Annotated in this window: 14 protein-coding genes and 2 pseudogenes; 6 read left to right on the plus strand and 10 right to left on the minus strand. The window is 74.9% G+C overall.

All coding sequences use genetic code 11. From position 1 onward, the window contains the following. Positions 1 to 11 precede the first annotated feature (11 nt). The 4 genes and pseudogenes from KSP35_RS11635 to KSP35_RS11650 all read right to left on the minus strand — a co-directional run bounded on the left by KSP35_RS11635 (position 12) and on the right by KSP35_RS11650 (position 6,763). Positions 12 to 4,654, minus strand: a pseudogene (locus tag KSP35_RS11635) (DEAD/DEAH box helicase). Between the two features lie 55 nt (positions 4,655 to 4,709). Next, positions 4,710 to 5,387 carry a hypothetical protein gene (locus tag KSP35_RS11640; RefSeq protein WP_217001982.1) on the minus strand — a complete coding sequence of 226 codons (678 nt, stop codon included), beginning with the start codon at positions 5,385 to 5,387 and terminating at the stop codon, positions 4,710 to 4,712. Positions 5,388 to 5,408: 21 nt separating this feature from the next. Beyond that, positions 5,409 to 6,260 carry an FTR1 family protein gene (locus KSP35_RS11645; RefSeq protein WP_217001984.1) on the minus strand — a complete coding sequence of 284 codons (852 nt, stop codon included), beginning with the start codon at positions 6,258 to 6,260 and terminating at the stop codon, positions 5,409 to 5,411. A 65-nt stretch (positions 6,261 to 6,325) separates the two neighbouring features. Next, positions 6,326 to 6,763: a cupredoxin domain-containing protein gene (locus KSP35_RS11650; RefSeq protein ID WP_217001985.1), complete on the minus strand. Its 438-nt coding sequence runs from the start codon at positions 6,761 to 6,763 to the stop codon at positions 6,326 to 6,328. Between the two features lie 68 nt (positions 6,764 to 6,831). Here KSP35_RS11650 and KSP35_RS11655 point away from each other — a divergent pair, with 68 nt between their 5' ends. Further along, on the plus strand, positions 6,832 to 7,503 hold the full coding sequence (locus KSP35_RS11655) for a metal-dependent transcriptional regulator (protein WP_217001987.1): 672 nt from the start codon (positions 6,832 to 6,834) through the stop codon (positions 7,501 to 7,503). Positions 7,504 to 7,534: 31 nt separating this feature from the next. Here the strand turns inward: KSP35_RS11655 and KSP35_RS11660 are convergent, their stop codons facing one another. Further along, the gene (locus KSP35_RS11660; protein WP_217001989.1) at positions 7,535 to 8,983 is read right to left on the minus strand and encodes a hypothetical protein; all 1,449 of its coding nucleotides are present in this window, start codon (positions 8,981 to 8,983) and stop codon (positions 7,535 to 7,537) included. A 110-nt stretch (positions 8,984 to 9,093) separates the two neighbouring features. Between KSP35_RS11660 and KSP35_RS11665 the strand changes: the two genes are divergently transcribed. Continuing rightward, the gene (locus KSP35_RS11665) at positions 9,094 to 9,879 is read left to right on the plus strand and encodes a glycosyltransferase family 2 protein (RefSeq protein WP_217001991.1); all 786 of its coding nucleotides are present in this window, start codon (positions 9,094 to 9,096) and stop codon (positions 9,877 to 9,879) included. Between the two features lie 598 nt (positions 9,880 to 10,477). Here KSP35_RS11665 and KSP35_RS11670 read toward each other — a convergent pair. The 4 genes and pseudogenes from KSP35_RS11670 to KSP35_RS11685 form a co-directional block, all read right to left on the minus strand. Next, positions 10,478 to 11,176 (minus strand): FAD-dependent oxidoreductase, encoded by a 699-nt coding sequence (locus tag KSP35_RS11670; protein WP_217001993.1) that lies wholly within the window; start codon positions 11,174 to 11,176, stop codon positions 10,478 to 10,480. A 103-nt stretch (positions 11,177 to 11,279) separates the two neighbouring features. Further along, a pseudogene (locus KSP35_RS25870) lies at positions 11,280 to 11,939 on the minus strand (FAD-dependent oxidoreductase); the annotation flags it as partial. Beyond that, the gene (locus KSP35_RS11680; RefSeq protein WP_217001995.1) at positions 11,936 to 14,047 is read right to left on the minus strand and encodes a UvrD-helicase domain-containing protein; all 2,112 of its coding nucleotides are present in this window, start codon (positions 14,045 to 14,047) and stop codon (positions 11,936 to 11,938) included. The gene KSP35_RS11680 and the pseudogene KSP35_RS25870, both read right to left, overlap by 4 nt. Before the next feature lie 106 nt (positions 14,048 to 14,153). Beyond that, a complete protein-coding gene (locus KSP35_RS11685) occupies positions 14,154 to 14,414 on the minus strand; it encodes a hypothetical protein (protein WP_217001997.1) in 261 nt (86 codons plus the stop codon). Between the two features lie 76 nt (positions 14,415 to 14,490). Between KSP35_RS11685 and hemE the strand changes: the two genes are divergently transcribed. From hemE to lnt, 4 genes are read left to right on the plus strand one after another with little or no spacing between them, the layout of a single operon-like run. Further along, complete coding sequence (hemE, locus tag KSP35_RS11690; RefSeq protein WP_217001999.1) at positions 14,491 to 15,528, plus strand: uroporphyrinogen decarboxylase; 1,038 nt, start codon at positions 14,491 to 14,493, stop codon at positions 15,526 to 15,528. Next, the gene (gene hemH / locus KSP35_RS11695) at positions 15,525 to 16,457 is read left to right on the plus strand and encodes a ferrochelatase (RefSeq protein ID WP_217002001.1); all 933 of its coding nucleotides are present in this window, start codon (positions 15,525 to 15,527) and stop codon (positions 16,455 to 16,457) included. Before hemE ends, hemH begins: the two co-directional genes overlap by 4 nt. After that, on the plus strand, positions 16,454 to 17,965 hold the full coding sequence (hemG, locus tag KSP35_RS11700; RefSeq protein ID WP_217002003.1) for a protoporphyrinogen oxidase: 1,512 nt from the start codon (positions 16,454 to 16,456) through the stop codon (positions 17,963 to 17,965). Before hemH ends, hemG begins: the two co-directional genes overlap by 4 nt. After that, the gene (lnt, locus tag KSP35_RS11705) at positions 17,965 to 19,551 is read left to right on the plus strand and encodes an apolipoprotein N-acyltransferase (RefSeq protein WP_217002005.1); all 1,587 of its coding nucleotides are present in this window, start codon (positions 17,965 to 17,967) and stop codon (positions 19,549 to 19,551) included. Before hemG ends, lnt begins: the two co-directional genes overlap by 1 nt. Here lnt and dtd read toward each other — a convergent pair whose 3' ends face one another. Then, the gene (gene dtd / locus KSP35_RS11710; protein WP_217002007.1) at positions 19,552 to 20,004 is read right to left on the minus strand and encodes a D-aminoacyl-tRNA deacylase; all 453 of its coding nucleotides are present in this window, start codon (positions 20,002 to 20,004) and stop codon (positions 19,552 to 19,554) included. Positions 20,005 to 20,013 lie beyond the last annotated feature (9 nt).

Genomic DNA, 20,013 nt, shown 5'->3' on the forward strand with positions numbered 1-20,013 from the left:
TGGTCCGGGCATCAGCGGTTGCGGAGGACCAGGCCCTTGTAGCCGTCGGCGAAGCCGGCTTCGCGCAGCGCGTCGGCCTGCCCGGACTCGCGCGCCGGGGCGCCGTCGATCTTGGCGATCTCCAGCGAGCGACGGCGGCCCGAGCGCACCACCGACGCCAGCGCGTCGGACCAGCGGCCGTCGACGATGGCCGCCGGGAAGGTGAGCAGGCTCCGGCCGCTGCGCTCGACGTAGACCGCGGCCTCGCCGTCGACCAGCACCACCAGCGCGCCGGCGGCGCGGGCCGGGCGGCCGTCGGTGGGTGGCCACGGCAGCGAGGCGCCGTAGGGCTGGGCGGGGTCGGTGGCGGCGAGGACCACGATGTCGTCGCGGTCGTTGCCGCCGCGCCCGTCCTGGCCCCCGAGGGCGTCGGTGCGGCGGGCGTCGCGAGCCGAGCGCAGCCGGTCGACCGCGCCGGGCAGGGCGAACTGGGCGGCGCCGAGGCCGGCCACGAAGTAGCCGCGCCGCACCGCGCCGCGCTCCTCCATGGCCTTGAGCACGGGGTACACGCCGGCGAAGCCGCCTTCGATGCCCTCGCCCAGCGCCGCCTCGCGGGTGAGCACGCCGTAGCGCTCGAGCAGCTGGGTGGCCCGGGCGTGGGCCACCTCCGTCGGCGTCGGCGCCGGTTGGCCGGGCAGCGGGGCCCGCAGCGGCGCCACCAGCGACCAGCGACCAGCTCCCGCCGGCGGCCCGAGCCGGCTCAGCCGACCGGGCCGCGGCCGGGCCCGGGCGCCGGCCCGCTTGGCGGCGGCCGTCCCCTTCTTGCCGGGGCTGCCGGCCACGAAGGCCCGCAGCGGCGCGAGGGAGTCGTTGGTGACCTCGCCGGCCCACACCAGGTCCCACAGGGCCGCCAGCACGGTGGGGTCGTCGTAGTCGGCGCCGGCCTCGGCCGAGGCCCGCACGAGGTCGTCCCAGAAGGACGCGCCGCGAGCGGCCAGGTGGGCGCGCAGCGCGCCGTGCACCGGGCCCTCCGGCGCGTCGTCGGCCGAGGCCTCCGGCACCAGCACGTCGACCTGGTCGCGGAACACCAAGCGGACCCGGCCGTCGCCGGCGCCCAGCGGCCCGGCGCCCACCCACACCACCTCGCCGCTGGTGCAGAGCGAGTCGAGCAGCGAGCGGTCGTAGGTGGCGAGGCGGGCGGGCAGCACGTCGGACTCGAGGATCGACGCCGGGATCGACGCGCCGGACAGCACGCTCAGCGCCTCGACCAACCCGTCGACGCCGCGCCGGGGCAGGCCCACGCCCTGCCACGGCGGCAGGAAGCGGCCGAGGGCGGCGCCGTCGACCGGTTCGACCTCGGCCCGCAGCACGGCGAGGGACCGGCGCCGGAGCTGGCGCAGGACCTCCGGGTCGCACCACTCGCGCTCGTGGCCGCCGGGCCGGAACTCGCCGCGGACCAGGCCGCCCGAGGCCACCAGCGCATCGAGCACGGGCCGGATGCGGTCGACGCCGAGGCCGAGGCGGGTGGCGACGTCGCGCGCCACGAACGGCCCGTGGGTGCGGCCGTGGCGCACCACCAGGCCTTCGAGCGGGGCGTCGACGGAGTCGGTGTAGGCGGCGGGCAGCCCGATCGGGATGTTGCAGCCCAGCGCGTCGCGCAGGCGGCCGGCGTCCTCCCCCGCCGCCCAGCGCTCCTCGCCGGCGATGCCCACCGGCATGACGCGGCGCTCGCGGGCCAGCTGCTCCAGGGCATCGGGGACCGAGGCGGCGAAGGCCTCCGTGCACCGGGCTGCCAGCTCCTCGACGGTGAGCGGCCCCAGGATGCGCAGCAGGTCGTGCACCTCGTCGACGTCCGCGCCCGCCACCGCTCGGCCAGCCGCTGGAGCTCGTCCTCCAGGTCCGCCAGCACGTCGGCGTCGAGCAGGTCCCGCAGCTCCTCGGCGCCCAGCAGCTCGCGCAGCAGGTCCCGGTCGAGGGCCAGCGCGGCGGCCCGGCGCTCGGCCAGCGGGGCGTCCCCCTCGTACATGTAGACCGAGATCCAGCCGAACAGGAGCGACTGGGCCATGGGCGACGCCTGTTGGGTGTCGACCGCCACCACCCGCACCTTGCGGGCCCGCAGGTCCCGCAGGAGGCCGCGCAGGGCCGGCAGGTCGAAGACGTCGTTGCAGCACTCCCGGGTGGCCTCCAGCAGGATCGGGAAGCTCGGGTGCTTGGCCGCCACGGCCAGCAGGTCGGCGGCCTTCTGGCGCTGCTGCCAGAGCGGCGTGCGGCGGTCGGGCCGGCGGCGGGGCAGGAGCAGGGCCCGCGCCGCGGCCTCGCGGAACCGGGCGGCGAACATGGCCGTGCCCGGCAGCTGGCCGATGATGATCTCGTCGATCTCGTCGGGATCGATCAGCAGCTCCTCGGTGGGGAGCTGGTCCACCGCCTCGGGCAGGCGGATGACGATGCCGTCGTCGCTCCACATCAGCTCGACGTCGAGCCCCCAGCGGTCGAAGAGCCGGGCCCGCAGCGCCATGGCCCACGGCGCGTGCACCTGGGCGCCGAACGGGCTGAGCACGCAGATGCGCCAGTCGCCGATCTCGTCGCGGAACCGCTCCACCACGATGGTGCGGTCGTCCGGCACGGCGCCGGTGGACTCGGCCTGCTCCTGCAGGTAGCCGAGCAGGTTGCTGGCCGCCCAGTCGTCGAGGTCGTGGCGGGCGCGCAGGCGCTCCCGGGCCTCGGCGTCGGGCAGGGCCCGGACCTCGCGGACGAAGGCACCGAGCGCGGCGCCCAGCTCCAGCGGGCGGCCGGGCCCGTCGCCGTGCCAGAACGGCATCTTCCCGGGCTGGCCGGGGGCCGGGGTGACGATCACGCGCTCGTGGGTGATGTCCTCGATGCGCCACGTGGAGGCGCCGAGCAGGAAGGTCTCGCCGGGGCGGGACTCGTAGACCATCTCCTCGTCCAGCTCGCCCACCCGCGTGCCGTCGGGCAGGAAGACGCCGTAGAGGCCGCGGTCGGGGATGGTGCCGCCGCTGGTGACCGCCAGGCGCTGCGCGCCGGCCCGCCCGCGGACCGTGCCGGTGGCGCGGTCCCACACGATGCGGGGCCGCAGCTCGGCGAACTCGTCCGACGGGTAGCGCCCGGCCAGCAGGTCGAGCACCGCCTCCCACACCTCCTGGCTCAGCTCCGCGAAGGGCGCGGCCCGGCGCACCATGGCGGCCAGGTCCTCCACGGCCCACTCGTCGAGGGCGCAGGAGGCCACCACCTGCTGGGCCAGCACGTCGAGCGGGTTGCGGGGATAGGTGGTGTGCTCGATCAGCCCGTCGTGCATGCGCTGGGTGACGACCGCCGCCTCCACCAGGTCGGCCCGGTGCTTGGGGAAGAGCTTGCCCCGGCTGGGCTCGCCCACCTGGTGGCCGGCCCGGCCGATGCGCTGCAGGCCACGCGACACCGCGCCCGGCGACTCGACCTGGATCACCAGGTCCACCGCCCCCATGTCGATGCCCAGCTCCAGCGACGACGTGGCCACCAGGCCCTTGAGCTTCCCGGACTTGAGCTCGTCCTCGATGATGAGCCGGCGCTCCTTCGACAGCGAGCCGTGGTGCGCCTTCACCAGCTCCTCGACGCCCGCAGCGTTGGACACGCCGACCGACTCGTTGCCCGAGAAGCGGAAGCCGTCGGTGGAGCCCGGCTCGGCACCGGCCGCCACCGCCACCTGCTCGGCGGCCAGCTCGTTGAGCCGGGTGGCCAGCCGCTCGGCCAACCGCCGGGCGTTGACGAAGATCAGCGTGGAGTTGTGCTCCTGCACCAGCTCCAGCAGCCGCGGGTGCATGGCCGGCCAGATGGAGCGGCGGGCCGGGGCAGCCGACGCCGGGCCCCCGGCCTGGTCCTCGATGATCGTCCCCAGCTCGCCCAGGTCCTCCACCGGGACCACGACCTCGATGTCGAGCTCCTTGCGCATGCCGGCGTCGACGATGGTGACCGGCCGACGCACCGGCGCGGCCGCCGGCTGGGGCGAGTGGAACCCGCCGAGGAAGGTGGCGATCTCGTCGAGCGGGCGCTGGGTGGCCGACAGGCCGATGCGCTGCGGCGGCTTCTCGCACACCTCCTCCAACCGTTCGAGGGTGAGGGCCAGGTGCGAGCCCCGCTTGGTGGCGGCCAGGGCGTGGATCTCGTCGATGATCACCGCCTCGACGTTGGCCAGCGTCTCCCGCGCCGCCGAGGTGAGCATGAGGTAGAGCGACTCGGGCGTGGTGATGAGCAGGTCCGGCGGGTTCCGCACCAGCTTGCGACGCTCGTCGGCCGGGGTGTCGCCGGTGCGCATGCCGACGGTGGGCGCCTGCACCGGGTGGCCCAGCCGATCGGCGGCGTGGCCGATGCCGGTGAGCGGCGATCGCAGGTTCTTCTCGACGTCGACGGCCAGCGCCCGCAGCGGCGAGATGTAGAGCAGCCGGGTGCGGCCCGCCCCCTCCGGCGCCGGGGTGGTGAGCAGCCGGTCGATGCCCCAGAGGAACGCGGTCAGGGTCTTGCCCGAGCCGGTGGGGGCCAGGATCAGCGTGTGCTCGCCGGCGGCGATGGCCGGCCAGCCCTGCTCCTGGGCCTGCGTGGGCGCGGGGAACGACGACGAGAACCAGGCCCGGACGGGCTCGGAGAACAGCTCCAGCGACGAGATGGCCTGCAGCCTACGGACCACCCCAGACAGGGGCGCCGGGGCTCCCGCAGATCACCCGAAGGCGATCAGGCCGGAGTCAGCCGGCAGGCGAGAGGTTGCACGTCGCGTCGATGGCCTGGAGCTTCGCTATCAGATCGCTCGACATCTCGTCCTTGGTGAGCGCCGAAGCGAGGTACTGCCGGGTGGACGCCTCGTCCAGCTCGCCCTCCAGGCAGGCCTGCTGGGTGGCGTCGAGGTCCTCGCTGAGCACGTCGGCGAACTGGCCGTAGATGTCGACGTCGCAGTCGACGAAGGCGTCGATCATGGCCAGGCCCTGCTCGTCGTCGAGCTTCAGGTCCGGGAAGCTGAAGTCCGGGTCCTCGAGGTCCTTCGGCGACGCGCCGAACGACGTGAGCGCGTCGACCCCGATGGTCTCGATCCACTTCGGCGCCACGCAGGCGGCCTCGTCGTCGGTGACCTGGAGCTCGTCGGAGGCGGCGTCGCCCGACGCCAGGCCCTTGGCCAGCGAGGCCGCGTAGCTCGCCGCGTCGCCGCTCTCCCCCGACCCGCCGGAGGTGGTGGTCGTCTCGTCGTCGCCCGACGCCGTGGTGGTGGTGCCGTCGTCGTCGGACCCGGCGGTGGTGGTGGTCGCCTGCTCGCCGGCGGGCGCCTTGGTGGTGGTGCTCGATGCCCCGTCGCTGCCGCCGCTGCCGGAGCAGGCCGCCAGGGAGGCCACGAGGAGCAGGGCGCCGACGGTCGCGGAGAGCTTGCGCATGGCGGCGACGCTAGTGGTCGCTCACACCGAGGCCGGGGTGCCGTCGGCGCTCACCGACGGCGTGGCGGCGGGCGCCGGCGCCGACTTCTTCTCGTAGAAGAAGAAGACCAGGGCCGGCACGAGGTAGCCCCAGTAGCCCACGAACTGCAGGACCGAGGGCGCCGGGTCCCAGCCGAAGATGCCGGCCAGGAACTTGCCGACCTCGCTGCTGCTGGTGAGCCAGTGCACGCCCTTGACGTTGTAGACGACGTCGACGGTGTTGCCCTGCACGAACGCCACCGCCTTCGATACCAAGCCGGCGGCGAACACGATGATCAGCGAGCCCGTGACCTGGAAGAAGCGGCGCATGTTGAACTTGTGGGCGCCCTGATAGATCACGACGCCGAGGGCGGTGGCGACCGCCAAGCCCACCAGGGTGCCGACGACCACGCTGCGCCCGTTGTCCTCGGCGGTGGCCGAGATGAGGAACAGGGCGGTCTCGAGGCCCTCGCGCACCACGGCCAGGAAGGCCACCATGGCCAGCCCCAGCGCCGAGCTCTCGGCGATGGCCGAGCCGGCCTTGCCCTCCAGCTCCTTCTTGAGGTGCCGGGAGTTCTTCCGCATCCAGAAGATCATCCAGGTCAGCAGCGCGGCCGCGGCGACGCAGATGATGGCGAAGGTGTTGGTGCGGGCCTTGCCGGTGAGCCCGTCGAGCGTGAGGTGGAGGATGATCCCGGCGGCGGTGGCGACTGCGAGGGCGGCCAGGGTGCCGCCCCAGACGGCCCGGGCCATCTCCGGCTTGGAGCTGCGCTTCACGAAGGCGAGCACGATGGCCACGATCAACGCCGCCTCGAACCCTTCTCGGAGGGCGATCAGGAAGCTGGCGCTACTCATGGATGTAAGGCTTACCGAACACCCGCTCCCACCGCAACCCACCCCCGGGGGTTCCCGGCCCCTGATCAGCCCCTCGGGGCCTCGGCCACCACCAGGCGACCCTCCATCGTGGCGTGCGGGTCGCAGGCGAAGGTGTAGCTGCCGGGCTCGGTCAGCTCGACGGTGAGCTGCTGGGTGGTGACGCCCTGGACCAGGTCGGTCGACGCGTTCACGCCGTGGCCGGTCACGTGGAAGTCGTGCGACACCCCGCCGTCGCGGTTCTCGAAGGTCACCACCAGCGTCCCGGGCTGGACCTCGAGGCAGGTCACGTCGAACGCCAGGTTCTTCCCCACCACCGTGACCTCGGTCGTGCCGTCGTCGCCCGGCGCCACCGTCGTGCAGTCGGCGGGGGCGCCGGCATCGCTGCCGCCGTCGCCGCAGGCCACCAGGGCCCAGGGGCCGGCCGCCAGGGCGAGGGCCAGGAGGAGGGCGGGGACGCCGCGGCGGGGCGATCGGCTGGTCACGGCCGCGACGGTACCGACGGGCCGACGTTCGCCCCCCCATCAGGGTTCCGGCCCCGTAGACTCACGTCGTGGCCGACACCAGAGCACGCGAGTACCACCCTGCCTTCGAGGAGTACTGCGAGGCGATCTTCGAGCTCCACGAGGACGACGTCGACGTCATCCAGGCCCGCATCGCCGAGCGCCTGGGCGTGTCCCGCCCGGCCGTGTCGGAGATGATCCGCCGCATGGAGCACGAGGGCCTGGTCGAGATCGACCGCGCCGTGCGCCTCACCGTCGCCGGCACCCGCCTGGCCGAGCAGGTCGTGCGCCGCCACCGCCTGGCTGAGCGCCTCCTCACCGACATCCTGGGGCTCTCGTGGGCCGAGGCCCACCAGGAGGCCGGCAAGTGGGAGCATGTCATCTCCGACAACGTCGAGACGGCCATCATCCGCCTGCTCGAGGACCCCACCACCTGCCCCCACGGCAACCCCATCCCCGGCTCCGCCTACCAGGCCCCCGACACCGTCGCCCTGTCGGACCTCGGCGTCGGTGCCGGCTTCACGGTCATGCGGATCCCCGAGGAGCTGGAGTTCACCCCCGGCCTGCTCGAGTTCCTCGAGGACGCGGCCATCCAGCCCGGCCACGAGGGCACCGTCACCGCCTCGTCGCCCGACGGCACCACCACGGTGGAGATCGACGGGCGCCACATCGGCGTCGGCTCCTTCGCCAGCTCCCGCATCCTGGTCTCCGCCCCGGCCTGACCCCGGGCGACGCCGGCCCGCTGCGGGTCGGTCAGCTCGGCTCCGCCGCGCCCGCCCGGCGCCACGACCACGCGGCCAGGGCGGCGAGGGCCGCCATCCAGCCCACCAGGCGCACGTCGTCGACCGCGGCGAGGACCCGCCCGTCGGGCAGCAACAGCCGCCACGCCTTCGAGAGCGGGTTCGTGGTGCTGGCGAAGTCGATGATGATCGTGCTGGTGCCGCGGGCCACCTCCACCTGGAGCCACAGCCACGCCAGCAGGCCGAAGCCGCTGGCGGCCAGGAACCAGGGGCGCACCCGCTCCCACCGCAGCACGGTGCCGAACCACCACGCCACGCTCAGCACGATCAGCGGCACGACCACCACCACCTGGCGGCCCGGCCACCACCACCCGTGCATGGTCAGGGCCACGAAGGTGGCGTTCAGCCAGCCGGCGCCGAGCGGGAGGCCCAGCGCCAGCCAGCCCTTCGGTCGGCGCCGCACCAGCGCGGCGGCCGCCGGCACCGCCGCCAGGAACGCCGGGGCCCAGGCGAGCAGGCCGAAGTCGTGGTCGGTGAGCAGGTTGACCAGGCGCTGGGAGCGGCTGGCGTAGTCCGGCGACTCGCCCATCACGGTGAGCTCGCCGCCGCCGAAGTGGTTGCCGGCGGCGTACACGGTCCAGCCGCCGTAGACCGCCTGGTGGAAGGCGCCGAAGGCGACGGCGGCCAGGCCCAGCCCGACCACGGCGCCCACCAACAGCCCTCGGCGCGCCCGGGCCTGGGCGAGGGCGAAGAGGCCGACGAGGGCGAGGGCCAGCGCCACCGGCGCGTACTTGACGGCCAGCCAGGGCAGGGCCGCCACCGCCACCACCCACGTGGCCGTGCACCGCCGGTCGGCCGGTCCCATGAGCGCCGCCACCGCGGCGGTCACGGCCAGCGCCGCGGGCAGCTCGGGGTAGATCTGGGTGCCGTAGGCGGCGAGCGGAGGCACCACGCCGAAGCCGGCCACCACCACGCCGGCCACGCCGAGCGGCACCCCGAAGCGCACCGTCGCCGTCCACACCAGCAGGGCGGCGAGGGCGGCCGCCATGGCCACCATGGCCAGCTTCGCCCCGAACCAGCCGCCGAGCCCGAACGGCACGGCGAGGATGGCGGGCAGTAGCGGATCGTGCGGGCTGAGGCGCTGGCCACCGGGCAGCGGCGCGGTCTGCTGCGGCAGGGTGGCGCGGTGGTAGGCGCGGTAGCTGTGGTCGCGCAGGTCCGGGCCGATGTCGAGGTCCTGGCGGTGGAAGAGGCTGCCGGCGGTCATGAGGTAGTACGGCTCGTCCGCGGTGACCTGCGCCCCCACCGCCGCAGTGCTGCCGATGCCGGCCAGCGCCGCCAGGCCCACCACCAGGGCCACCAGGGCCATCGTCCGCCGCAGGGCCCGCACCTCGACCGACGGCTGCGACCGCTCGTCGCCGTCCTCGGCGACGGGAGTGAGGGCGGTCGTCGGGTCGGGCACGCCGCGACGCTACCGACCGGCCGCTGCGGTCACGGGTCGACCACCGCCGCGCCGGCGTCGTCCGGTCGGCGCGTTCGACGCTGGTGCTTAGGCATGCCTAACGTGCGCCCGTGCCCGCGCCCGTCCTGCTCTTCCTCCCGGCCCACGACGAGGCCGAAGCGGTGGGCGACGTGGTGGCCCGGGTGCCGGCCGAGGTCTGCGGCCACCCCGTGCGCTGCCTGGTGATCGACGACGGCTCGTCCGACGGCACCGGTTCGGTGGCCGCGGCGGCGGGCGCCGAGGTGCTCCGCTTCGACCAGAACCGGGGCCTGGGCGCCGGGGTGCGCGCCGGGCTGGCCGCCGGCCACGCCATGGGCGCGGCCGCCGTGGCGTTCTGCGACGCCGACGGCGAGTACGCCCCCGAGGAGCTCGAGCGCCTGGTGGCGCCGATCCTCTCGGGCGAGGCCGACTACGTCGTGGGCTCGCGCTTCGCCGAGGGCCGGCCCCGCCACATGCGCCTCCACCGCATGGTGGGCAACCGCACGCTGACCCTGTGGGTCCGCCGCCTGACCCGCCTGCCCGTCACCGACGGCCAGAGCGGTTACCGCGCCTTCTCGCCCGCCGCCACCGCCGCCGCCGAGGTCATCCACGACTTCAACTACGCCCAGGTCCTCACCCTCGACCTGGTGGCCAAGGGCTTCCGCTACGCCGAGGTCCCGATCTCGTACCGGTTCCGCAGCACGGGCACCTCGTTCGTCAAGCTGGGCCCGTACCTGCGCAAGGTGGTGCCGGCGGTCCGCCGCGAGCTCCGCTCGACCTCCACGGTCACCGCCCACGGCCCGATGCTCGACCTGCGCGACCCCGAGGTCGGCCTCGACGACCTCGCCGCCCCGGCCCTGCCCACCGCCGTCGACTAGCGCACCGTCGGACGCCCGGACGCCCGGACGGGCGGACCGGGTCCAGGCCGGGCCGGGCCGTCGCCCCGCCGACCTCAATCGCGACCAAAGCCGGCACCCGCTGCTCTGGGCGCGGGCGTGGTCCCCCGCCAGCACCGAACGCGACCAGAGCACCGCCAAACCGTTCTGGTCGCAACCCCGTCGCCCGCCGACCCCAACCGCGACCAAAGCCGGCGCCCACCACTCCGGTCGCGGACGCAGCTCCACACCAGCGCCAAGCGCGACCAGAGCACCGCCAAACCGTTCTGGTCGCAACCCCGTCGCCCGCCGACCCCAACCGCGACCAAAGCCGGCGCCCACCACTCCGGTCGCGGACGCAGCTCCACACCAACGCCAAGCGCGACCAGAACGGGGCCGACACGTTCTGGTCGCCGAACAGGCCTCCGAGCCAGCGGACAACCCCGACCGCGACCAAAGCCGGCGCCCACCACTTCGGTCGCGGACGCAGCTCCCCACCAACGCCGAGCGCAACCAGAACGGGGCCGACAGGTTCTGGTCGCAGAGAAGACCCGGTTCCGGTCGCGACGCCCGGGCGAGCGGGCGGGCGGGCGGGCCGGCTTCAGTCCTCGACGACGTGGGTGCGGAAGTGGTCGCGGCTGACGGACCAGGCCCGGTGGTCGAAGGTGCCGTCGGGGCCGACGGCGCTCGCCGCGGCGTCGGCCATGGCGAGGGCGTGGTGGGTGTTGTCGGGGACGAAGAGGCCCTGGCGGCCGAAGCTCACCAGGCGGGGGTGGTCGGCGAGCCACCACTCGAGGGCGGTGAGGTCCCAGGCGAAGCCCGGTCGGTAGACGGGGTACACGCGCGGCAGCCGCACGGTGCGCACCGCAGCCGGCCGCACGGGCGGGAGGCCGAGGCGGGCCAGGTCCTCGACGAGGCGGGCGGCCAGGTCGGCGTCCGACGACGTCCAGACCGCATCGCCGACGGTGGCCGGCACCTCGGCGCACAGCACGGTCACGCCACCGGGGTCGTCGGCCGAGTCGCGGTAGTTCCGGGGCTCCGACAGGCGGGCGGCGAGCTGGTCCGGGCCGGGCAGGTAGTGGGCGTCGAACGTGGTCCACTGCGGCTGGTCGAGCACCAGGTACACGAGCACGAGGCCACGGTGCTCGAGCCGATCGGCGGCCGCCAGCGCCTCGGGTGGCGGAGCCGGGGTGGACCGGCGGGCCAGCTCGGGCAGCGGGGCGGTCGACCACACCAGGTCGGCCTCCTCGGTGCGCCCGACGCCGTCGCGGCCGGTGCCCCCCGGACACCGGCAGCTCACTGCCGTCGTCGTCGACCCGGGTGAAGCCGAGGCGGGCGGGGTGGGTGCCGTCGCCGGGGTCGAGCGATCGGACCTCGGTGTCGAGCCGCAGCTCGGCCCCGGCGGCCACCGCGGCCTCGGCGAGCGCCTCGGACAGCTGGCCGAACCCCTTGCGGGGGTACAGGAAGACCCGACCCTCGGGCCGGCTGCCGCGGACCAGGCGGCGGACGATGTCGGCGGGCGACGAGGCGCTGACCCGGCGACGGGCCAGCTCGCCGGACAGCTCGGCGGGGTCGACGCCCCAGATCTTGCGGATGTAGGGGCCGTAGAACTCCTCTGCGACCGTGGGCCCGAGGCCGGCCCGCACCACCTCGGCGAAGGTGTCGGCCCGAGGGTGGCGGAAGGCGCCGGTGGCGGCGTCCCGTGCGGCGCCGAGGGCGAAGCGGCGGGGCGTGTTGCGCAGCAGGTCGCCGGTGCGCAGCGGGAAGCCCAGCCAGCTCCCGGCCAGGTGGATGCGACCGTCGCGGGGCCGGGTCTGCAGGTCGTCGCCCAGCAGGCCGCGCAGCTTGGCCAGCAGCTCCGGCGGGGTGGACGGGTGCAGCCGGTGGCTGCCCAGGTCGACCCGCAGGCCGGCGACGTCGAGGCTGGCCGCCATGCCGCCCACCTGCGGCGCCCGCTCGACGATGGTGACCTGGTGGCCGGCCTCGGCCGCCTGCCAGCCGGCCCACAGCCCGGCGGGGCCGGCCCCGACCACCACGACGCGGGCGCCCCCGCCCGTGGTCATCCGACGGGTTGGGGCTGGGTGGCGTCGGTGGGCTCGAGGACCTCGGGCAGCTCGCCGGGGTACACGATGGTCAGCAGCTTGGTGGCCCGGGTGAGGGCGACGTAGAGCGCCCGCATGCCCTGGGCCTCCTCGTCGAGGATGCCGGCGGGGTCGACCACGACGGTGGCGTCGAGCTCGAGGCCCTTGACGATGCCGACCGGCACCACGGTCACCTGGTGGTTCAGCCCCTGCTCGATGGCGACGCCGTGCTCGATGCCCAACGCGCTGAGCGCCGCGGACGACTCCTCCACCCGCGACGCCGGGCAGATCACGGCGACGTTGCCGTTGCCGATCTCGCGGATCTCGTCCTGCACCGCCAGGGCCACGGCGCGACCGAGGTCCTCGCCGTCGGCGACGGGCTCGAGCTTCGGTGGCCGGCCGTCCTGGCGGACCGAGCGGGGCGGGGTGAGGTCGGGGGCGGTGCGGGCCAGCACCCGGGCGGCGAGGTCCATGTTCGGGCCCGGGATCCGGTAGCCGACGGTGAGCTCCTCCCGGCGGGCCGGGCGCTTGTCGGGCAGCAGCGAGAGGATCTCGTCCCAGCTGGCGTGGGCCCAGGCACCGGTGGACTGGGCGATGTCGCCCACCACGGTCATGGAGCCGTTGAGCGACCGGCGGGTGAGCATGCGCAGCTGCATGGGCGACAGGTCCTGGGCCTCGTCGATGACGATGTGGCCGTAGGTGCGGACCTCGTCGTCCTCCGGGACCTTGCGCCGCTTGGGCCGCGACCCGAGCAGGGCCTTGGCCTCGTCCAGCAGGGGCACGTCGTCGTGGGTCCAGACGACGTCCTTGACCGATGCGGAGCGCTTGCGGTGCAGCAGCTCGAGCCACGTGGGCGAGAGGGCCCGGCCGCCGGCGAGGTTGAGCAGCGCCTTGGAGCCGTACAGGTCGTGGAGCAGCTCGGCCGGCGACAGGACCGGCCACATCTCCTCCAGCGCCGCCACCACGAGGGGGTGCTTGCGGATCTGGCGCCACAGCTCGTCGGGCTCGATGGGGGTCCGCGACGACTCCGACAGGTGGTACGCCACCTCGCGCTCGACGAACCGGCGGCCGGCGTTGTGCAGCCGGTAGCGGCGACGGGCGTCGCGCACGATGGCCTCCGAGGTGGCCGTCGACAGCGACAGCGTCTGCAGGCCGAACGGCAGCCGCAGGGGCGATCGCAAGCTGCGCTTGCGGTCGCGGACCGCCTTGGCCAGCAGGGGCCGCATGGCCTCGTGGCCCTTGACCCGGGCGACGGCCGGCTCGTCCCGGCCCTTGATGTCGACGCCGTCGACCAGGTCGGCCAGCACGGCCAGCTCCACCCCGGCCTCGCCGAGCGAGGGCAGCACCTGCTCGATGTAGGCGAGGAAGAGCCGGTTGGGCCCGATGACCAGGACGCCCTGGTCCTCCAGCGGGAAGCGGTGCGTGTAGAGCAGGTAGGCGGCGCGGTGCAGGGCCACCACCGTCTTGCCGGTGCCGGGGCCGCCCTGGACCACCAGGACGCCAGCCAGCGGTGAGCGGATGATCTCGTCCTGCTCGCCCTGGATGGTGGCCACGATGTCGCCGAGCCGGCCCGAGCGGGCGGTCTCCAGGGCGGCGATGAGCGTGCCCTGGCCCTGCAGCCCGGCGCCCTCGCCCAGGTCGAGCGCATGCTCCCCGAAGAGCTCGTCCTCGATCCCCAGGAGCTGGCGGCCGCGGGCGGCGAAGTGCCGACGGCGGGCCAGGCCCATGGTCTGGCGGCCGGTGGCCCGGTAGAACGGCTCGGCCACCGGGGCCCGCCAGTCGACCACCACGACCTCGGCCGCTTGGTCCGACACCGCCAGGCGACCGATGTAGAAGGTCTCGCCGCCCTCGTCGGGCTCGCGGTCGATCCGGCCGAAGAGCAGCGACGCGTTGCCCAGGTGGAGCTGGCTCAGCCGGTTCGTGACGGTGTCGTAGATGACCTCGCGCTCGAACCGGGCCTGCTCGGTGCCGCCTTGGCCGACCTCCACCATGCCCTTGAGCCGGTTCGCCGAGGAGCGCGCTGCTTCGAGGCACTCGTAGGCGTGGTCGATGTACGCCTGCTCGGCTTCCAGATCGGGGTGGATCGACATGGCAGCGTGGGTGGTCCTCCGGATGGCGAACCCCGATTCGGGGATTCGCCAGCCTAGCTCCGCGTCACATCAGCGCCATGTCCAGGCCACCTCGGCGGGCCGGCGATCAGTCCTCGGCCTCGCCCACCTCGCGGAGGGCGTCGCGGATGGCCATGCGGATGCGACGGGCCTCGGCCGGCAGCAGGTGGGCGATGAGGCCCTCCCCCGGCTTGCCGATCTCATCGACGGTGAGCACCACGCGGGGCTCGGCGTCGTCGTAGTCGTCCGAGATGGCGATCGCCCACGACACCGGCGTGAGGTCGGGGTCCTCGGCCACCACCGGGTCGAGCGAGGGGTCGAAGGGGTGGTCGTCGATCGAGCGGCGCATGGCCGCATCCAACCACCTCACCGGCTCACCCGGTCGGGATCGGGGCGACGGGGAGCGCGCCGGTAGCGTCCAGGCCATGGTCAGCGCCGACGCCCCCTTCCTCCGAGCCTGTCGCCGGGAGCCCCACGACCGGGTGCCGGTGTGGTTCATGCGCCAGGCCGGGCGGGCGCTGCCGGAGTACCGGGCCATCCGGGGGCCGGGCTCGATCATCACCGCCATCCGCAACCCCGACCTCGCCACCGAGATCACCCTCCAGCCCATCCGCCGCTACGGCACCGACGCCGCCGTCCTCTACTCCGACATCGTCACGCCCGTCGAGGCCATCGGCTTCGGGGTCGACATCGCCCCCGGCGTGGGACCGGTCGTGGAGCGCCCCTTCGAGTCGGCCGCCGACCTCGACCGCATCCGCCCCCTGGACCCGGAGGCCGACACCCCCTTCGTGCTGGAGACGGTGCGCAACCTGGTGCGGGAGCTCGGGGACGTGCCGTTGATCGGCTTCGCCGGTGCCCCCTTCACGGTGGCGTCGTACCTGGTCGAGGGCCGGCCCAGCCGGACCTACGAGAAGACCAAGCGCCTCATGTACGGCGACCCGGACCTGTGGTTCGCCCTGCTCGACCGGCTGGCCGACCTCGCCCTCGCCTCGCTGCACAGCCAGGTGGGCGCCGGGGCCTCGGCCGTGCAGCTCTTCGACTCCTGGGCGGGCGCCCTGTCCCCCAGCGACTACCGGCGCTACGTCATGCCGGCGTCGAAGAAGGTGCTCGACGGCATCGGCACCACCGGCGTGCCCCGCGTGCACTTCGGCGTGTCCACCGGTGAGCTGCTGCCGCTCATGCACGAGGCCGGTGCCGACGTGGTCGGCGTCGACTGGCGGGTCGACCTCGACGACGCCCGGGCCCGCCTCGGCGACGACGTCGCCCTGCAGGGCAACCTCGACCCGGTGGCGGTGCTGGCCGGCACCGAGGTCGCCCTCGACCGGGCTCGCGACGTGCTGCGCCGGGCCGACGGCCACCGCGGCCACATCTTCAACCTGGGCCACGGCGTGCTGCCCGACAGCGACCCGGACGTCCTGACGCGCATCGTCGAGCTGGTCCACGAGGAGGGCAGGGTCCGATGAGCGACACCCCCATCGGCGTGGTGGTCATGGCCTACGGCACGCCGGCCTCGCCGGAGGACGTCGAGCCGTACTACACCCACATCCGCCGCGGCCGGCCGCCCACGCCGGAGCAGCTCGCCAACCTCCAGATGCGCTACGACGCCCTGGGCGGCACGTCCACCCTGGCGGCACGCACCCGGGACCAGATCCAGCGGCTCACCGATGCCCTGGAGGCGAAGGCTCCGGGCCGGTTCGTGGTCACCATCGGCCAGAAGCACGCCGCCCCGTTCATCGAGGACGGCGTCGCCACCCTGGCCGACGCCGGGGCGTCGCACGTGGTGGGCCTGGTGCTGGCGCCGCACTACTCCGGCTTCAGCGTGGGGCAGTACCACGAGCGCGCCGCCGAGGCGGCCACCGAGCGGGGCATCGGCTTCACCGGCATCGAGCGCTGGCACGACGAGCCCGCCTACCGGGCCTTCCTCGGCACCGCCGTGCGCGATGCGCTCGGCACCCTGCCCGAGAAGACCAAGGTCGTCTTCACCGCCCACAGCCTCCCGGAGCGGGTGCTGGCCGGCGACCCCTACCCGGACGAGCTCTGGGCGTCGGCCGAGGCGGTGGCCATCGCCGGCGGCCTCAACCGGTGGGCAGGCTGGTCCATGGCCTGGCAGAGCGCAGGCGCCACCCCCGAGCCGTGGCGGGGCCCCGACATCCTCGAGGTCATCCGCGACCTCGCCGCCACCGGGCGGGCCGACGGCATCCTCGTGTGCCCGCAGGGCTTCGTGGCCGACCACCTCGAGGTGGCCTACGACCTCGACATCGAGGCCCAGAAGGTGGCCGACGAGGCGGGCATCGCCTTCGCCCGCACGCGGGTGCTGAACGACGACGCGACGGTCCTCGCCGCCCTGGCCGACAAGGTCGTCGCCACCGCCGCTGCCGCCACCGGCTCGTGACCCGGCCCGACCACGTGGTCGTCGTCGGTGGCGGCATCGCCGGGCTGACCGCGGCCTTCCGCCTCTCGCAGTCCGGCGCCGACGTCACCGTCGTCGAACCGGGCCCGCTCGGCGGCAAGCTCCAGACCTCGGTGTTCGCCGGCCGCCCGGTGGACGAGTCGGCCGACGCCTTTCTCCTGCGGGTGCCGTGGGCGCTCGCCCTGTGCCACGACCTCGAGCTCGACGGCGAGCTGATCTCGCCCGCCGCCCGGTCGGCCCAGGTCTTCGTCGACGGGCAGCGCCGGGCCCTGCCCGAGGGCCACGTGCTCGGCGTGCCCACCGACCTCGACGCCCTGGCCCGCACCGGCCTCGTCTCGGCCGCCGGCCTCGCCCGCGCCGCCGAGGACCTGGAGCGGCCCGCCCTGCCGAGCGACCCCGGCGCCGACGGCCCGGACGTCGCCATCGGCCCCTACCTCCGCGGCCGCCTCGGCGACGAGGTGGTCGACCACCTGATCGACCCGCTGGTCGGCGGGATCAACGCCGGCGACACCGCCACGCTCAGCCTCGCCGCGGTGGTGCCGCAGCTCGACGCCGCCGCCCGCTCCGGCGACCCCAGCCTCCTGCGCTCGTGCCTCGCCCAGCGCGAGCGGGCCCTGGCGGCGGCCGCCGCCCAGCCCGGCAACCCGCCGATCTTCGCCACGCCGATCGGGGGGATGGCCCGCCTGGTCGACGCCCTCCTGGCGTTCATGCCCGGCGTCGAGGTCCGCCAGGGCCGACGGGCCACCGCCGTCGAGCTCCCCGGCGGGCCCGGCCCGGCTGCACGGGTGGTCCTCGACGACGGCACCGTGCTCGGCACCGACGCGGTGGTGGTCGCCTGCCCCGCCCACGCCGCCGCCCCCCTCCTCGCCGCCGCGGCGCCGGAGGCGAGCGCGGCCCTCGCCGCCATCGAGCACTCGTCGATCTCCATGGTCACCCTCGCCTTCGCGCACGGCGCGGTGGCGCCCGAGCCCGGCGTGAGCGGCTGTCTGGTGCCTCGGGACCAGGGCGCGCTGGTCACCGCCATCTCCAACGCCACCACCAAGTGGGCCCAGCTCCAGGACCCCGAGCGCGACGACGTCCTGCTGCGGGTCTCCGCCGGCCGCTTCGGCGACGACCGCCACCTCGACCTCGACGACGACGCCCTCACCGAACGGGTCCTCGTCGACCTCGACCGCATCCTCGGCGTGCGCGAGGCCCCCACCGAGGTGCGCGTCGGGCGCTGGCCCCGCTCGTTCCCCCCAGTACGCGCCCGGCCACCTCGACCGCATCGCCGCCGTCGAGGCCGACCTCGCCGGCGGCCCGATCGCCCTGGCCGGTGCCGCCCTGCGCGGCGTGGGCGTCCCCGCCTGCATCCGCACCGGCGAAGAGGCCGCCGCCGCCCTCGGCGCCACCTGGCCCAGCCGCCGCTCCCTCACGCCCTGACCCAGCCCGCCGCGCCCGGGTCCCCGACTGCGGAGCGGCGAAGCGGGTGGGCCAGACTCTCGGGCTGATGACCGGGACCTCCACCACCGACGCGGCCGACGAGGTCGCCGGCCAGGCTACGCCCACCGCGGCGCGCTCCGGCCCGGTCGCCGCCGTGCTGGCCTTCGTGCGCCGGCCCCTGGTGCGAGGCCTCGCCGTGGGCATCCTGCTGGCCGGGTCGCTGCCGCCCTGGGGGTTCTGGCCGCTCGCCTTCGTGGCCCTCGCCCTGCTCGACCGGCTGCTGGCCGACGCCCCGTGGCGGTCCCGCCTCGCCCGGGGCACCGTGGTGGGCCTCGCCCTGTTCGCCCCCACCATCGTCTGGATCACCCAGCTGACCGCGCCGGGCTACGTGGTGGCGGTGGCGGTCTTCTCCGCCATCACCGGCCTGTTCTGCTCGCTGGTCCCGCCCGGCGCCGGTCGGCGCCCGGGGCTGATCGGCGCCTGGGCGCTGTGCGAGTCGCTGCGCATGGCGTGGCCGTTCGGCGGCGCCCCGCTCTCGCTGCTCGCCGTCGGCCAGGTGGCGGGCCCCCTCGCGGGCATCGCCCGGATCGGCGGGGTCCTGGGCATCGCCATCGCCACCGTCGCCATCGGCGTCGCCGTCTCGGCGGCCGCGTCGCGCCAGCTGCTGCCGTCGGTCGGCGCGGTCGTCGGCGCCGCCGCCCTCCTCGTGGTGGCGGTCCTCGCGCCGCACGGCCACGAGACGGGCAAGCAGCTCGACATCGCCTTCGTGCAGGGCGGCGGCGCCCAGGGCACCCGGGCCATCAACTCCGACTCCCACGTGGTGTTCGAGCGCCACCTCCACGCCAGCGCCAAGGTGCCGGCGGGCATGGACCTGGTGCTGTGGCCGGAGAACGTGGTCGACACCGAGTTCGACGTGCAGGACTCCGAGGAGGGCCGGGAGCTGCAGACGCTGGCCCGCCGCCTCCAGGCCCCGCTGCTGGTGGGGACCGTCGAGGGCGTGAGCGACACCCGCTTCCGAAACTCCCAGCAGGTGCTCGACTCGAACGGGATCTGGGGCGACCGCTACGTGAAGGTGCAGCGCGTGCCCTTCGGCGAGTGGGTGCCGTTCCGGTCGTTCATCGAGCACTTCGCGCCCAACACCCTCGCCCGACGCGACGCCACGATCTCGCACCAGTCGGGCCTGCTCCACACCCAGGCCGGGCCCGTGGCCACGGTGATCTCGTGGGAGGTCTTCTTCGGCCACCGCGCCCGCTCGGCGGTGGCCGCCGGCGGCCAGCTGCTCTACAACCCCACCAACGGCTCCACCTACACCGGCACGTTCGTGCAGACCCAGCAGGTGGCGTCGTCGCGGCTCCGGGCCATCGAGACCGGGCGGTGGGAGGTGCAGGTGGCCCCCACCGGCTTCAGCGCCTTCGTCAGCCCCGAGGGCAGGGTCCACCAGCGCACGGGCACCTCCGAGCAGGCCGTGCGGGTCCGCCGCGGCGTGCCGCTGCGCACCGGCACCACCTGGTACGTCCGCTGGGGCGACCTGCCCGCCCGCATCCTCGCCGCCGTGCTGCTCGCCACCGGCTGGGCCCTCGACCGCCTCCGCCGCCGGCCCGCCCGGTCGACCCACGCCGAGCCCGCCACCGCCACGGTCCCCGAGCCCGCCTGATCACGCCGACGGCGCGTCGACCTCCACCAGGAGGGTGACGGGGCCGTCGTTGACCAGCTCGACGGCCATGTCGGCCCGGAAGCGCCCGGTGGCCACCGTGGCACCGAGCGCCCGCAGCTCGGCCACCACCGCCTCGATGAGCGGCTCCGCCTGCTCGGGCGGCGCGGCAGCCACCCACGACGGCCGACGGCCCTTGCGGGTGTCGCCGTAGAGCGTGAACTGGGACACCACCAGGACCTCCCCGCCCACCGCGGCCACCGGCCGGTCCATCCGGCCGTCGGCGCCCTCGAACACCCGGAGGTGCCAGAGCTTGGCGGCCAGCGCCCGGGCCTCGACCGGCCCGTCGGTGGGCGTCACGCCCACCAGGGCGCACAGGCCGGCGCCGATGGCGCCCACCAGCTCGCCGTCGACGGTGACCGAGGCCCGGGTGACCCGTTGGATGAGCGCACGCACCGCTGCATC

This window comes from Aquihabitans sp. G128 (genome assembly GCF_019048865.1).
Lineage (GTDB): Bacteria > Actinomycetota > Acidimicrobiia > Acidimicrobiales > Iamiaceae > Aquihabitans.